This window comes from Streptomyces sp. NPDC051172, from assembly GCF_040682555.1.
Taxonomy (GTDB): domain Bacteria; phylum Actinomycetota; class Actinomycetes; order Streptomycetales; family Streptomycetaceae; genus Streptomyces.
This window is the reverse complement of sequence record NZ_JBFBBE010000113.1, coordinates 14,865-28,716: the sequence shown is the minus strand read 5'-3', so window position 1 is coordinate 28,716 and position 13,852 is coordinate 14,865. Positions and strand designations below refer to the sequence as shown.

Here is a 13,852-nt window from a genome sequence, read left to right as displayed (position 1 = left end):
CTGAACGCGTTCCAGATCGCTTTCGAGGGCCGCCTGACTCCGAGCAACAACTGACCATCAACAACCAAGATCAGCCGTTAAGTTGACACACCCCCCCCCACGACATCACGCCAGCAAGGTCAGTAACCGCGGGAGGGCCGTCCGCCAGGCGGTTCGCGTCCCCCTTGTGTCGTGTTCCTGACGGTTCGAGCCCGGGGCACGTCGCTCGCCTGCAATCGGTCCTGCCCAGCCGTCACAGCATCCGCGCGCCTGTCAGAGGCGGTGAGGGAGCCGTGAACGTCCGCCCGAAAGGCCCGCCTTCACACGGAACCTCACGATCAGCGTGTTCCGCCAGGACGGCCCCGTGCGGCCCTTGGAATCACATGATCAACCGGACACATCGCCTACGAGCAAAGCCCCCTGGCCAAGGGAGGCGCGTTGCCAGCCGGGCGCGGACCCTGCGGGACCGGTGCGCATGGACGGGGTGGTCCAGCACGGCCTGCCGGATCGCCTGCTGCTCGACCGCATCGAGAACCTGATGGTCGCCGACCCGGCGCCCCGCGGCTGGACCACAAGCGCCTCGCGCCCGCTTGTCAGCCACTTCGCCCACCAATCGTCCACCGCCTTGATCGAGACCTGGGGCACTTCCGTCAGCAACAGACCTCGGTCCCGCGGCAGCTCAGGTGGCCGGAGCGGTCAGGTACGTCAGGTACACCCCTCCCCCGCAGTCGGGCATCTCCCGTAGGGTCCAGCGGCCGTCGATGGTCGCGGAGGAGAAATTCGACTCGGCGTCGTCCTGCTCCACCTCGCCCTCCTGCAAGGTGTATCCGGCCTCGGGGAGCTGCTTCTGCAGGAAGGCCAGCGTGCGGTCGAAGCCGCTCCTGACGGCCATGGCGACGACGAGCCGCTCGCCGGAGCGGTGCTCCGTCGAGGTCACGAACGCGCCATCGGGCACCGGAAGGTTCGCCGGGAAGTCCTTGGGCATCGGCGGTGAGGCGGCAGTGGGGCAGCTGCCGGGCGCGGTGACGGTCGGCGTCGCGGCCAAGGGCCCCGCCTTCTTTGCCGGCGCCGAACACCCGGTGACGGCCGCCAGACCGAGGACGGCGCCGGCCAGTACGGCAGCCAGAGGCCAGGACTTCACCTACTGACCTCCTGTGGGCTTCTTGCGCTCACCGGCGACCATGGCGTCGTACGCGCCGTACAGGGTGTTGCCGGATGTCTGACGGGCGATGGAGGCCAGTGCGTCGTAGTTCTGCGCGCCGCCGCCGGCGCAGGCGCCGGTGCAGCCGTCGGCGTAGGCGGCGAGCACACGGCCCCGGGCGTCGATGGTGATGTCGTTGAAGTCCAGGAGATTGCGGTCCTTGCCACAGGTGGTGCCACCCGTGCAGATCGATCCCCTCTGGACCGGGTCGGTGGGAGTGGCGTCCACGGTGACCCAGGACTGTCCGCCGTCGTAGGTCGTGGCCACGTACAGGTGCCAGGTTCCCTTGAAGTTGTTCGCATCCTGGTAGTTGCCGCCGGTGGTGGTGCCCAGGAAGGCGAAGGCGGCGCGGTTGTCATCGCCTGCGGTCACGGCCGGGAAGACGACGTTCTTGATGCCGAGGGACGCGCCGACGTTCTGGTCGTACAGCCACGTCCTGCCCTTGTCGTGGCTGACGGCCATGTGTGCGGTGCCGTCGCTGTTCTGGTAGCCCATGTAGACGGTCCCGCCGGCCCCGATCCCCACGCTCGGGTCGGAGTCACCGGGGGTGCTGGAGGGGTTCTTGCGGACGCTCCAAGTGAGCCCGTTGTCCTCGGAGACGGCCACGGCCTGGTTACCGCCGCAGCCCTTGTTCGGCACGTACACCGTGCCGTCCGGTGCGACCTTCACGTGCCCGTGCAGGCCGCCGCAGTCCAGCAGCGAGTACATCGGAACGGCCGGCCCATACGTCAGACCGCCGTCGCGGCTGACCGCGCAGGAGGCGTCGGCGATGTCCTGGGAGCAGTAGTAGACGGCGTTCGGATACGACGTGACAGGTCCCGGACCACCGGGGGCGAAGGGGCCGCCGCCAATGCTCTGGTGGTCGACACCGGAGTTGATGCCGGAGCCGCCCGTCGGCGTCCACGTTTCGCCGTCGTCGTCGGTGTAGCAGGTCAGGGCGGTCTTTCCGGCCAGCTGCGACTCGAAGGTACGGTGGGTGGCCGGATCGGTGAACAAGATCGGGTCGAGGCTGGCGGTGCTGCCCTGGGGGCACCCATTGGCCGCACTCGCGCTCTTGTCCTGCCAGGTGGCGACGCCGGCGCTGTCATAGGTGGCCTTGAGCGTCGAGGTGTACGCCTGGAACATGGCGGCGCCGGTGGCGCGGTCGACGCCGATCGAGGGTTCACCGGCGTCGTGTGCGTGCGCGAGGCTGTCAGGTGCAGACGAGTTCCCATACGTGGGGGAAACTGCTGTACTCGGTGGCGGATCGACCGGGTTGGCGACCAGGCTCGCGGTGCCGGTGAAGCTGTCGCCGAGCGGTGCGTACGGCACCACGCGCACCGTGTAAGACGCCGCCACCGCCGGCAGCAGCAGGCTCTCGGGGTCGCTGGTGGAAGCCGCCGCGGCCACTTCGTGGCCGTCCGCGTCGAGGACGTACAGGTCGAAGTCGGCCGCGGTATGGGGCCACTTGACATCGATGCGCAGGCTGTGACCGGCGTCGTAGCCGACCGGCACCGACACCTTCAGGGCGTAGTCGTCGCAGAGTTGCGGGCTCCCGCAGCTCACCGTCCCGGTGGTGCCGGAGACGTTGGGGACGGCGAAGGGACCGGCACTCCACGTAATCGTGGATGCCGTGTCGCTGAGCGTTCCAGAGCGCGGGGTGGCGGCGGCGGCCGACGCGCTCGGCAGCGTGCCGACGACGAGCGCCAGTACCCCGAGGACGACACGCCCCCGCGACCGCGGGTGACGCTGACGACAGAGTGCGGAGAGGAGAGCCACAAGCACCTCAAGGGTTCCGAGTCGGACGAAGGGCGATCGTGTGCGGCGGTACGGGCGGGGCCTTCGTCTGCTCTACGGGGAGGCGTGCGGCATCCGTCGCGAGAATTCGGACTGTTTCCGTGGAGACGCCTCCGTGCACACGGGAACGCCTCTCCGAACCCACCACCCGCCGGTCCCGCGCCAAGCTGCACGGTGGATGCCCGGGCGACGGTGTCCGCAGGCGCGGGCCAAGCAGGGAAAGGCTTGCGAAAGGTGCAGTCTTTTGCGCGTTTGGTGTCCATAAAACACCCATTCATGCGCTGTGATTTCATGGAGGTGCGCACATCGGGGCGTACACCACCGACGGAGAGTTGTGAGACATGGCGGCACCGCAGGCCCGGTGGAGCACGCTGCTCGAGATGCTGACGCGCGACGGGCGCATTGAAGTCGAGTCGGCTGCTGAGGAGTTGGGGGTCTCTGCCGCGACCATCAGACGGGATCTCGACGAGTTGGCCCGCCAGCAGATGGTCACCCGCACGCACGGCGGGGCGGTGATCAACGCGATCGCCTATGACCTGCCGCTGCGCTACAAGGCCGCGCGCAACGCACCGGAGAAGGAGCGGATCGCGCACGCGGCCGCCGCGCTGGTGAAGGCCGGCGCCGTGGTGGGGTTGAACGGCGGCACCACGACCACCGAGGTGGCGCGGGCGCTGGCCACCCGCGCCGACCTGAGTTCCGGCGGTGCGGAGACGGCGGTCACCGTGGTGACCAACGCTCTGAACATCGCGAACGAGTTGGTCGTACGGCGCCATGTGAAGCTTGTGGTGACCGGCGGGGTGGCCCGACCGGCGTCCTACGAGCTGATCGGGCCGCTGGCCACCGAACTGCTCGCGGAGATTGCGCTGGACCAGGTCTTCCTCGGGGTGGATGCCATCGACGTGGCCCACGGGGCGACCGCCCACCACGAGGGCGAGGCCAGCATCAACCGGGCGCTGGCCCGCCGCGCGCAGCAGGTCATCGCAGTCGCCGACGCCTCCAAGCTGGACCGGCGGGCCTTCGCCCGCATCTGTCCGGTGGAGGACATCGACGTCCTGGTGACCGACAAGACCGCCTCGGACCAGCTGACCGAGTCGTTCACGGCGGCCGGGGTCGAGGTCATCCGCGCCTGACAGCGCACACCGCTCCCGCGACGGTCACAGGGCACGGTCAGGGCGGTGCGGACGGAGCTGAGGGCCGTGGCGCCCCAGTTGGTGGCCGGTGGCTTCACGGCCGGCGGCCACGACGGCTTGTTCGGCGTCCGGGTCCCGGCGTGGATGGTCTGCAGTCCTCGATGAGCTGCCAGAAAGCGATCTCCTTGCTCCGCGCCCTGGAGAGGCCCGCCGCTCCTCCTCTGGTTCCGCCACCGACGTGCGACCACCTGCGTTCGGCGTTGCCGGGACGACTCTTCCAGCTCCCGACCTGCACCCAAGTGCTACTCCATGTGTCGAGCGAGGCTCGGACACAGCCCTCAGGCATCCCTGCGCCGTGTGTGCACATGGCCGTCGAGAGGAAAGGCGGGCGGCGCAGCGGGCAGGACCTTGTCGAAGTCGTAGCGGCTCTTCTGCGCCACGCGGCACGAGGCGGAGTTGTCCACCTGATGCAGGAGCTCCAGTCGCTGTAGCCCGTCGGAGCCCAGGGTGTCAAAGGCCCAGCCAGTGAGCGCCTCCAGGGCTCGCGGAGCCACCCTTCGGCCGCGAGCGTGCGCCGCGGTCCAGTAGCCCACTTCGGCCGAAGGTTTGCCGGGGGCCACATCCTTGAGGACCACATGGCCGACCAACCGCCCGTGATCTGAGTTCCGTTGCGTTTCAAGGACCGCGAAGCTGAACCGGGCACCCGCCCTCCAGCCTCGTGTCTGGGCCTGAACCCACCGGACCGCATCGGCCTCGCTGTCCACGACAGAGCTCGTCCAGTGGCGCAGTGCGGGATCCCGGTATGCCTCGACCAGTGCCGCTACGTCCTCCACACACCACGGGCGGAGCAGCAGAGCAGGAGAGGGCGGCGTCGCACCCACTCTTAAGGTGACGGTGTCATTCACCAGCCGATCGTATGCGGCGGCATTCTGCCTCGCCGCCGATGGTCCCGGCGTACCTGCCTTGAGCCCCTGGAGCTGAGGATCTTCCGTCCCGGTGAGGAACTGGAGATGGTGCAGTGGGGCCAAGCGGGAGACGCGATCGGCTGAACCACGACGGGACATCGCCTCCGGCGCCCCGACAAACTCGCGCCGACGGCAACCTGCCACCTTCACAAGAGTGTTGATCTCGCAAGTATCAGTCGTCCCCCGTGACGCTCCAGGCACATGACACGCTGGAGAAAGTGACCCATGCGGTCACAGGGCCCGCCCTCTTGGGGGAGGCATGCGGGCTCCAGCGTGCAGGGACAGGCGTGTTATCCCCGTGACGGGTCTGTCCCTGCACGCGCAACCGGCCACGGGACTGGTCGAAGGAAGCCATGCTGCCCGCTGCCTCCGCACTCGCCGGCCAACCCGGACACGGCAAAGGATGTCGAGGTGCACTGCCCCGCCTGCGAACGCGTCAAGAACCGATGCCACGCTCTGTACGCCACGGCATGGCAGCGCCTGGTCCAAACCGCCGACGGTGAACAGCAGGTAGCCACCTACTGCACCCAATTGAAGGCGGCGCCCATGCCGGTGTTCATGGTGCGGGGCAGGGTCTGCAGGATCGCCTGGTCGGCGACATCGGGCAGCGGTGCTTCGGGGGACTTACGGGCTGGTTCCCTGACACGGTCGAAGAGGACCACGGAGTCGTTGGCCGAGTAGCCGATGACGGTGAGCAGGGCTGCCAGGAACATGCCGTCGATGGACGTGCCGGGCCAGGCGAAGACGCCGACGAGGATGACCACGTCGTGTGCGAGTGCGATGACCGCGGCGCTACCGAACACCCAGCGGAGGCGCGCGGCGAGGTGGACGAACTGAGCGCCGAGGGCCACGGCGAGCGCGATCAGGGCACCCCGGCGCAGCTCCTCGCCACGGCTGGGGCCGACCAGTTGGTCGCGGACCTTGTCCGCCCCGCCGGCGAGGTCGCGCACGGTGCCGGTGACCCCGGCCTCCTCGGCGTTGGTCAGCGGCTCGGCACGACAGCGCGGAGGAGCCCCGGCATCGGCGAGCGCGGTGCGGGCCCCGTCGGCGCCGACGGGGGTGCTCGTGGCGTACTCGATAAGGCGGCCAGCCCGCGGCGGGGGTTCCGCACCAGCTGGGGGCTGCCCGTCCGGTGTCCTCCACATCGACGTCGCGGACGACGGCCCCGGCGTCTCGGAGACACGACGGCGCGGGCCTCGGGCTGCCACTCGCGCAGCGCCCTGGCCCACGCCGTCGGCGGGGATGTGTCCTACGGCCCCGCACGCGCACCCGGGGCGCGTCTCACCTCAGTCCGCCGCTCGGGTCACCGGCGCAGGTTCCGCGTCCTGCGCGTCGTTCCCGCGGCGCTCCTGCACCTGCGCGTAGGCCATCAGCCCGAACAAGATCGCCAGCAGAACAGCCGACGAACCTGCCGTGCCCAGGTCAAGGCCGCCCTTGGCGACCGGCTTGGTGAGGAAGTCGCCCGCTGTCGCCCCCAGCGGGCGGGTGAGGACGAAGGCGATCCAGAACAGCAACACGTTCGGCACCACGGGAACCTTCATCAACGCGACCAGGACGGCCAGCGCCGCGCTGACCAGCAGCGCACCGCCTGCGTAGCCGAGCCCGGAACTGTCGGACAGGAAGTCGCCCATCGACGTGCCGAGCGTGTTCGAGACGAGGATCGCCGACCAGAACAGGGCCTCGCCCCGGAAGGTGACGATGTCGCGGATCTGGAAGGTCATGCCGCTCGCCTTCCAGAGGGCGAAGATGGCCACGAGGATCGAGATCAGGATCGCCGCTCCGGACGGATAACCCAGACCGAGCCCCTGCGGACCCCAGCCCAGCGAAGTCGCCCCTTTCGAGAGGTACTTGGCGCTGGCGTCCCGGTTCATGAAGTCGGACATCGTGGTGCCGGCCATGCTGGTCGACAGGATCACGGTCCAGTAGAAGAACGGGTTGTAGTGGCTGGACCTGAGCTGGACCACCAGCGTCACGACGAACACCAGGAACAGCGCGATCGTGGTCAGGAAGTAGCCGAGCTTCAGGGTCTGTGCGAAGAGGTCGCCCGCCGTCTCGCCCAGAGTCGTCGCCGCGATCTTCATGATCCAGAAAGCCAGCGTGACCTCGGGCAGCTTCTTCATCACCGACTTGGTCGTACTCGACATGCTCGCCACGTCGAGGTGGTCGGTGAGGACCTCTGGTTTCTCCAAGTCGAAGTCTCCTGTCCGGTTGAACGGCAGGGCGCCCGCCCCCTGAACCGGACGAGCGCCCTGTGCGATGAATCGGCCGCCATCAGCAACCGTGGTGTCCGACCCTGGCAGGCGCAACCTGAACGTTTCCTGAATGCCCGTCAGGGCCGGTCAGGCCGCGCGCCGGGCAACCTGCTCGGTGACGTCCCTGCCGGTCACGGCCAGGTACACGACCAGACCGAGGATGACCGTCAGGAACAACGCGCTGGTCACAACCTCGCCCAGACCCACGCCGCCGTCGCCGGTCGGCTGGGAGAGGTAGTCGCCGATGGAGGCCCCGAGCGGGCGGGTGAGGACGTAGGCGGTCCAGAAGCTCCACACCGCGTCCAGGCCCAGCTGGAAGTGGGCGAGACCCACCGCCGCGATGGCCAGGCCGAACAGCACCGCGGACAGCCAGTGGCCCAGGTCTATGCGCTCAGCGACCAGATCGCCCGCGGCGGTGCCGAGGGCGAAGGTGGACAGCACGGCCAGCCAGTAGTAGGCCTCGCGGCTGGTGGTGTCGATGCTGTGGATCGACAGCGTTCGCTCACGTCGGTACCAGACCATGAACACGATCGCGAAGGCGATCGCGAACACCGTGGTGGTCGTCTCCAGCGGGACGCCCATGTTGTCGGTGAGGTTGTCGCTGATCAGGGTGCCGACGACGCTGATCAGGGCGACGGCCGGCCAGTACACGGCGGCCCGGTACGCCGTGGTGCGGAACTGGACGACCAGCGCAACCGCGAGCAGCGCGCTCATGAGCACCGACACCCCCGTCAGGCCCATGCCGGCCTTCTCGTTCATCAGGTCGGCGGCAGTCTCTCCCACCGTCGTGCACAGGACCTTGATGATCCAGAAGTAGACGGTGACTTCAGGGACTTTGTTCCAGGCCAGTCGGCGGCCGGACGCTGGCGCAACAGACCCACCCGCGGCCGGAATCGCGGCTGTCTCAGACGTTTCATAGGCCATGTGCCCGACCGTGCCACGGGAGACCTGAACGCATCCTGACTGCCGCGCGGCATCCCCTGCACCGCCCGTCGCACACGGGCAGTATCAGCAGCATGAACTCCAGCGCAGTCCGCTTCCGCATACCGGCCGTCCGTCCCGCCCCCGCCCCTGCCTCCGCGACGGAAGAAGGCCGCCTTGAAGACCGCACGACCCGCCGCCCGCCCATCCACTGACCGCGCGACCGCCTGGCTGCGGCGCCGACTCGGCCGGGCGGTGGTCCTGTCCTACGCAGCCGCCGTGCTCCTCCCGGGCCCCGGACTCTGGCTGCGCCGGACCCACATGGCGCCGCTCGGGGAGCTGCTGCCCGTTACGCTGCACTCGGCCCCTGCGCTGCTCTCGCTGGTGCTCTTCTCCGCCGGGCTGCAGGTTCCCGTGCGCGCACTGGGTGGTCTGCTGCGCAGCCCGAGAGCTCTCCTGGCCGGACTCGCCCTGCACCTGGCGATCCCGCTACTGGTCATCCCCCTCGTCGCGTTCCTGCTGCACCAGACCCCGGACAGCGACGGCGGAAGCGGGCTGATCACGGCGATGATCCTGATCGTGGCGATGCCCGTCGCCGCCGGGGCCACCGTCTGGACCGGCAGGGGCGACGGCGACCAGCCGACGATGGTGGGGCTCGTCCTCGCCTCCACCCTGCTGAGCCCGCTCACCATCCCCCTGGTCATCACTGCCCTGCTGCCGCTGCTGGACGACGGCTACGCGGACACCCTCACCACGACCGGGCACCACGCCCACGGCGGTTTCGCCTTCGTCGGCGTGGTCCTGCCCTGCGCGGCGGGCCTGCTGTGCCGGCTCGCGCTGCCCGTCTCCTGGCTGGACCGGCTCCTCGGCGTCGTCGTGCCGGTGGCCCTGGTCGGCTCCCTCGTCCTGACGTACGTCAACGCCAGCGGCGCACTCGGTTCCTTCCTGGCCCACCCGCGCCCGCTGCTGCTGGCCGCCGCACTGGCCGTGGCGACGCTGGTCTGCCTGCTGTCCTTCACCCTCGGACGCTCGGCCGCCCGCCTGTTGCGGCTGGACGCCCCGGCCGCCTCCTCGCTCACCCTCGCCTGCGGCATGAACAACAGCAGCGCCGGCGCGGTGCTCATCACCACCACCCTGCCCGACAAGCCACACCTGCTCCTGCCCGTCCTCGCCTACGGACTCCTGCAGAAGACGGCGGCGAACCGGGTCGTACGCGCACGACCCGCACCCTCCTCCTGACCGCGCCGCGGGACTCAGGCTGCTCGGGCCTCCAGCAGGGTGCGCCCGAGCCGGTCGGAGGAGTTCCGAGCGCCGGGCGGGACGTAGCAGTCGCCGCCGTCGTCGGCGGTTGACGTCCTGCTGGTAACAGCGTCCTTGGCGTGGTCGGGGATGTCGGGCTCCCCGGCGCCGTCCAGTGGCGCGCCGGTGTCCGGCCGAAGGCCATGCAGGGCAGCGAAAGAGGTCGAATCGGGCGACAACCTCATGCAGACGAGCTACGCGCTCACGCGGCGGTACACGCCACCCCAAGCCACGGCTCGTTCTCCGTCGCGGCGCCCCCTGCACCACCTGGTCGATCGCTGCTCGCGCTCGTGTCTTCAGCGGATCGAACACCGGTGTGTACCGTTCCGGCCCGGCCACCCATCGCTGATCCACCGCCGCCGATGAGCCGGGGTGACAGCGGAGCGGTCGAAGCCATTGACGCCGGCTTCGACCGCCCCACGAGAGTTTTTCGGCCCACTCGACCCGTCGCCGGGTGTGGTGCGCTCGGTCAGCCCATGTCCGTCAGGAGGGCGTTCAGTTCCTTTTCCTGCTTGGTGGGCGACTCCGGCGGGTTCGAGTGGTCGATTCCGAAGGTCTCCAGCACCTTGTCCATCTGGGCGTCGATGGAGGTCCAGCCGGTCTGGTCCAGCGGCTGCAGGGAGGCCTGGTCGGCATCCCACAGGTCACGCAGCGACTGTGCGGCCGCGTGCGCGCCCTTCGCGTTCCCCGAACGGGCGTCCTTGAGCGAGGTGGAGGCGAGGTTCTTCAGCGCGGCGACCTTGGCGGGCGGGAACTTCTTCACCGCCACGCCGGGAGCCATCTGGACGGCGGAGGTGTTGTCGGCCTCCGGCGCCGGGCCGGTGTGCGGCTGGCTGTGGGCCCAGACCAGCAGGCCCGTGGTCGCGACGGCCAGCAGGCCGAAGCCGGCCAGCCCGACGCGCTCCCTGCGCGGGCCGCCGGCGGCGTGTGCGGCGTGGGCGGCCTCGTAGGTCTCGGTCACGTCCGAGCGCGTCACCGTCAGGTAGACCACGGTCACCAGGATCAGGCCAAGGAAGATCAGACTGGTGGTGAAGGTGCCCAGCGCGAGGCCGGTCGGCTCACCCGGCTGAGCGACCTTCGGGGAGGCGAGCCAGTCGCCGATATTGGCGCCCAGCGGGCGGGTCAGGATGTAGGCGAGCCAGAAGGACAGCACCGGGTTCGCGCCGAACTTCCACAGCAGCGTGATCGCCGCGATGAGGCCGAGCGGCAACAGCACCGAGACTCCCGGGCTCCAGCCGGTCAGCTCGAGGGTCCAGTCGCCGGTCGCGGTGCCGAGCGCGAAGGTGACGAGAACGGCGAGCCAGTAGAACGACTCACGCGGCAGCGTGGTGACCGAGTGGATCGAGAGGGTCCGCTCACGCACCCACCACACGCCGAAGACCACCGCGAGCAGCACCGAGAACACGGCGGAGCTGATCCACAGCGGCACGTTCAGCTGATCGGTGAGGATGTCTGTGTACAGGGTGCCCGTGACGCTGACAACGACCACGGTCAGCCAGTAGGGGAACGGAACGTACCGCTTCAGCCGCAACTGAACGGCGAGGACCACCACGAACACCGCGGTGAAGATCCAGGCCGTGTTCACCAGGCCGACGCCCAGCTTCATGTTGATCCAGTCGGCGAAGCTCTCACCCACGGTGGTGCACAGGACCTTGATCACCCAGAACCAGATGGTGACCTCGGGGACCTTGTTGAGCATGAGGCGCCCGCTGCGCGTGCGTGCTTCCGTTGTCGTTGTCATGCAGGGAGGTTTATGCGGGGAACCTGCAAGCAACCTGACTACGTGATCGCACGCGCGGCCGGGAGCGTCACCTCGACGTGGCCGCGGCCGTCCGCGATCGCACGTACCTCCACACCGGCCGACGCGGCGATGCGCCGGACCACAGGCAGCCCCAGCCCGTACCCGTCGCCGCCGGTCACACCCGCTTCGAAGACCCGGTCGACATCCGCGGGATCGAACCCGGGGCCGTCGTCCAGGACGTCGACGACGACGGCCTCGCCCTGGTTGCGCGCGGTGATCCACACATGGGACTTCGCATGCCGCAGGCCGTTCTCCAGCAGGGGTGACAGCAGCGACACTGCGACGTCGGGCGCCACGGCCACCTCGACCTTCGCCGGGAAGGCGACCTCGACCGCGCGGCTGCCGATCGCCTGCCGCGCTGCGGAGCGCAGATCGCACCGGGTCCCGTCGTCCGTGCGTGCGCGCGCTGCGCGCAGAATCGTCGTGATCGCGGTATCGAGGCGGTCGACCTCGCTCAGTACCGCCTCCGGCGCCACCGGCTCGCCGGACAGCTGCGCCAGTTGCGCCTCGCCCCGCAGGACCGTGAGCGGTGTCCGCAGTTCGTGGGCGATCTCGTCGGTGAGCCGGCGCTCGTCCGCCAGCGCGTTGTCGACGCGCTCCAAAAGGTGGTCCAGAGTCTGTCCCAGTTCCCCGAACTCGTCACGGGGCGTTCCGAGGTTGAAGCGGCGCCCAGGTTCGTGATGGCCCCAGTCGTCGGCGAGGGCGGCCATCTCGTGCACGACCCGCAGTGCGCGGCGCACCACGAGGTGGGCGACACCGCCGGCGAGGAGGATGGTGAGGCCGCCCAGTATCAAGGACAGAGTCAGGCTGCGCTGCTCGGACGTCTCGTAAGGCGTGAGGTCGACCCGGACGATCACCATGACGTGGTGGCCGTCGATCGGGACCTGCCGCGCGTACAGGAGGTAATTGCCCACGGACGCGGTCTGCGAGCGCGCCGAGTCCGCCAGCTCCTCGACGCGATCGACCACGCTCGGCGGCACGTTCCCGTCGATCAGGCGGCCGTCGGCATACACCCAGGCGACCTCGTCCAGCGCCTCGCTGCTGTTCTCCGTGAGCACGACACGGCCGCCTTTGGCGGTGACGTTCGCCGCGACCGCCTCGGCGCGCGTATGTGCCAGATCGTGCGCGTCGGCGTCCGTCACCCGGCTCAGCAGTACGTGTGAGACCACGACCAGTATCGCGACCACGGCGGTGGCGATCAGTACGGTGAGCGCGACGACGCTTCTGCGGAATCCCGTCACTGCCATCGGTAGCCCACACCGCGGACGGTCGCCAGACGCTCCGCCACACCCAGCGGACCGAGCTTGGCCCGCAGCCGACGCACATAGGAGTCGAGGGTGTTGTCGCTGACCTGCGCTCCGTGCGGCCAGCCGGCGGCGACGAGGGCATGGCGGCGTACCGCGTCGCCCTGCGAGGCGATCAGGCGGCCCAGTAGCCGGAACTCGGTCGGGGTCAGACTCATGCTCACCGAATCGTAGGTCACCACGTGCTTCGCCGGATCGAGGACGACCTCCTGCGGTGCGGGCGCCACGGTGGCCCGGCGCAGCAGCGCGCGCACGCGGACCAGCAGTTCCGGGATGTCGAAGGGCTTGGTCATGTAGTCGTCGGCGCCGGCTTCGAAGCCGCCCACCTTGTGATGCAGGCCGTCCAAGGCGGTGAGCATCAGCACCGGTACGTCGACGCCGCGAGCCCTCAGGGCCAGGCAGACGTCGCGGCCGTCGGCGTCCGGCAGCCCGAGGTCCAGGACGACCAGCTGCGGCGCCGGTGCCAGCTGCCGCAGCAGGCTCTCGGCCGTGGCGGCGACGGAGACCGTGTGGCCGTCGTGCTCCAGAGCGCGCCTGAGGATGCCGCGGACCGCCGCGTCGTCTTCGCACACCATGATGAAAGCCACGTGCTGACCCTAGATACTCGCGTTCCAGTTCTCCATCTGCCCTGATCAGCCGCTTGCCGGTCGGACACGAGCGGCAGCCGCGGGGCGGCGGAGGACCACCATGGGTCGCATGGACCCCGTGCAGGAGTACATCGACGCCAGCGCGCCAGGTCACCGCCCGTGATTCGACCTGTACATCGGTGCCCGGGGGCCGATGTGCCGACTGGGCCAGGTCCCGGTCCAGGCACCACACGTGTCCAGGGTCGGCGCCCGGCGGCCGAGATGGCATTTCGTTGGCCGCCAACGGCCTGCGGCACTGGACGGACTCGGCGGCGGCGAGGCCGTCCGGGATGCATCGCAAGGCCAGTGCAGCGGCGGCACTCGGACACCCGCCGAGGCGAGCGGTGGGTCTTGTCGTTGGCGGACCCGGCGGGCCCGGTCTCCGGGTACCTGCTGATCTCGTTCCGGACGACCTGTGGGAGCGGGTGGTCCCGTTGTTTCCGCCCGCTCCCGAACGGCGCGCCGTCGCCATCCCGGGCGCCTGCGCGTTCCCGACCGAGTGACACTCGACGGGGTGACGTACGCGCGGCGAACCGGTGGCTGGACTGGAGTCGGCGTCTGCCCAGGCCTGCGCGCCGCGTTGCTGACCGAGCCGGAC

At 69.5% G+C, this 13,852-nt stretch carries 11 protein-coding genes and 2 pseudogenes; 3 read left to right on the top strand and 10 right to left on the bottom strand.

Annotated elements, in window-relative coordinates; genetic code table 11:
- Positions 1-658 precede the first annotated feature (658 nt).
- Positions 659-1,120, bottom strand: coding sequence for a hypothetical protein (locus AB0N07_RS40735; RefSeq protein ID WP_365844184.1), 462 nt, complete (start codon positions 1,118-1,120; stop codon positions 659-661).
- A complete protein-coding gene (locus AB0N07_RS40730; protein WP_365844182.1) occupies positions 1,121-2,938 on the bottom strand; it encodes a sialidase family protein in 1,818 nt (605 codons plus the stop codon). It lies immediately after the preceding gene.
- A gap of 359 nt (positions 2,939-3,297) precedes the next feature.
- Between AB0N07_RS40730 and AB0N07_RS40725 the strand changes: the two genes are divergently transcribed.
- A complete protein-coding gene (locus AB0N07_RS40725; protein ID WP_365844180.1) occupies positions 3,298-4,086 on the top strand; it encodes a DeoR/GlpR family DNA-binding transcription regulator in 789 nt (262 codons plus the stop codon).
- A gap of 338 nt (positions 4,087-4,424) precedes the next feature.
- Here AB0N07_RS40725 and AB0N07_RS40720 read toward each other — a convergent pair whose 3' ends face one another.
- The 4 genes and pseudogenes from AB0N07_RS40720 to AB0N07_RS40705 all read right to left on the bottom strand — a co-directional run bounded on the left by AB0N07_RS40720 (position 4,425) and on the right by AB0N07_RS40705 (position 8,227).
- Positions 4,425-4,991 (bottom strand): GNAT family N-acetyltransferase, encoded by a 567-nt coding sequence (locus tag AB0N07_RS40720; protein ID WP_365844178.1) that lies wholly within the window; start codon positions 4,989-4,991, stop codon positions 4,425-4,427.
- A gap of 593 nt (positions 4,992-5,584) precedes the next feature.
- A pseudogene (locus tag AB0N07_RS40715) lies at positions 5,585-6,139 on the bottom strand (protein translocase subunit SecD); the annotation flags it as partial.
- A gap of 198 nt (positions 6,140-6,337) precedes the next feature.
- Positions 6,338-7,240, bottom strand: coding sequence for a hypothetical protein (locus tag AB0N07_RS40710; protein WP_365844176.1), 903 nt, complete (start codon positions 7,238-7,240; stop codon positions 6,338-6,340).
- A 150-nt stretch (positions 7,241-7,390) separates the two neighbouring features.
- Positions 7,391-8,227 carry a hypothetical protein gene (locus tag AB0N07_RS40705; RefSeq protein WP_365844174.1) on the bottom strand — a complete coding sequence of 279 codons (837 nt, stop codon included), beginning with the start codon at positions 8,225-8,227 and terminating at the stop codon, positions 7,391-7,393.
- Between the two features lie 174 nt (positions 8,228-8,401).
- On the opposite strand from AB0N07_RS40705, the gene AB0N07_RS40700 reads away from it, so the two are divergent.
- Complete coding sequence (locus AB0N07_RS40700; protein WP_365844172.1) at positions 8,402-9,463, top strand: sodium-dependent transporter; 1,062 nt, start codon at positions 8,402-8,404, stop codon at positions 9,461-9,463.
- Positions 9,464-9,477: 14 nt separating this feature from the next.
- On the opposite strand, the gene AB0N07_RS40695 is transcribed toward AB0N07_RS40700, so the two are convergent.
- From AB0N07_RS40695 to AB0N07_RS40680, 4 genes are all read right to left on the bottom strand, one after another.
- Positions 9,478-9,708, bottom strand: coding sequence for a hypothetical protein (locus tag AB0N07_RS40695; RefSeq protein ID WP_365844170.1), 231 nt, complete (start codon positions 9,706-9,708; stop codon positions 9,478-9,480).
- A gap of 284 nt (positions 9,709-9,992) precedes the next feature.
- The gene (locus tag AB0N07_RS40690) at positions 9,993-11,264 is read right to left on the bottom strand and encodes a hypothetical protein (protein ID WP_365844168.1); all 1,272 of its coding nucleotides are present in this window, start codon (positions 11,262-11,264) and stop codon (positions 9,993-9,995) included.
- A 38-nt stretch (positions 11,265-11,302) separates the two neighbouring features.
- Complete coding sequence (locus AB0N07_RS40685; RefSeq protein ID WP_365844166.1) at positions 11,303-12,571, bottom strand: HAMP domain-containing sensor histidine kinase; 1,269 nt, start codon at positions 12,569-12,571, stop codon at positions 11,303-11,305.
- Positions 12,562-13,215, bottom strand: coding sequence for a response regulator transcription factor (locus AB0N07_RS40680; protein WP_365844163.1), 654 nt, complete (start codon positions 13,213-13,215; stop codon positions 12,562-12,564). The genes AB0N07_RS40685 and AB0N07_RS40680 overlap by 10 nt, the downstream gene beginning before the upstream one ends.
- A 383-nt stretch (positions 13,216-13,598) precedes the next feature.
- Between AB0N07_RS40680 and AB0N07_RS40675 the strand changes: the two are divergent.
- Positions 13,599-13,846 (top strand): annotated as a pseudogene (locus tag AB0N07_RS40675) (hypothetical protein); the annotation flags it as partial.
- Positions 13,847-13,852: the final 6 nt, after the last annotated feature.

Excerpts from the sequence above, each read along its gene's own strand:
- AB0N07_RS40725 (WP_365844180.1), top strand. The coding sequence starts at position 3,298 with ATGGCGGCACCGCAGGCCCGGTGGAGCACGCTGCTCGAGATGCTGACG.
- AB0N07_RS40705 (WP_365844174.1), bottom strand. The coding sequence starts at position 8,227 with ATGGCCTATGAAACGTCTGAGACAGCCGCGATTCCGGCCGCGGGTGGG.
- AB0N07_RS40695 (WP_365844170.1), bottom strand. The coding sequence starts at position 9,708 with ATGAGGTTGTCGCCCGATTCGACCTCTTTCGCTGCCCTGCATGGCCTT.
- AB0N07_RS40690 (WP_365844168.1), bottom strand. The coding sequence starts at position 11,264 with ATGACAACGACAACGGAAGCACGCACGCGCAGCGGGCGCCTCATGCTC.
- AB0N07_RS40685 (WP_365844166.1), bottom strand. The coding sequence starts at position 12,571 with ATGGCAGTGACGGGATTCCGCAGAAGCGTCGTCGCGCTCACCGTACTG.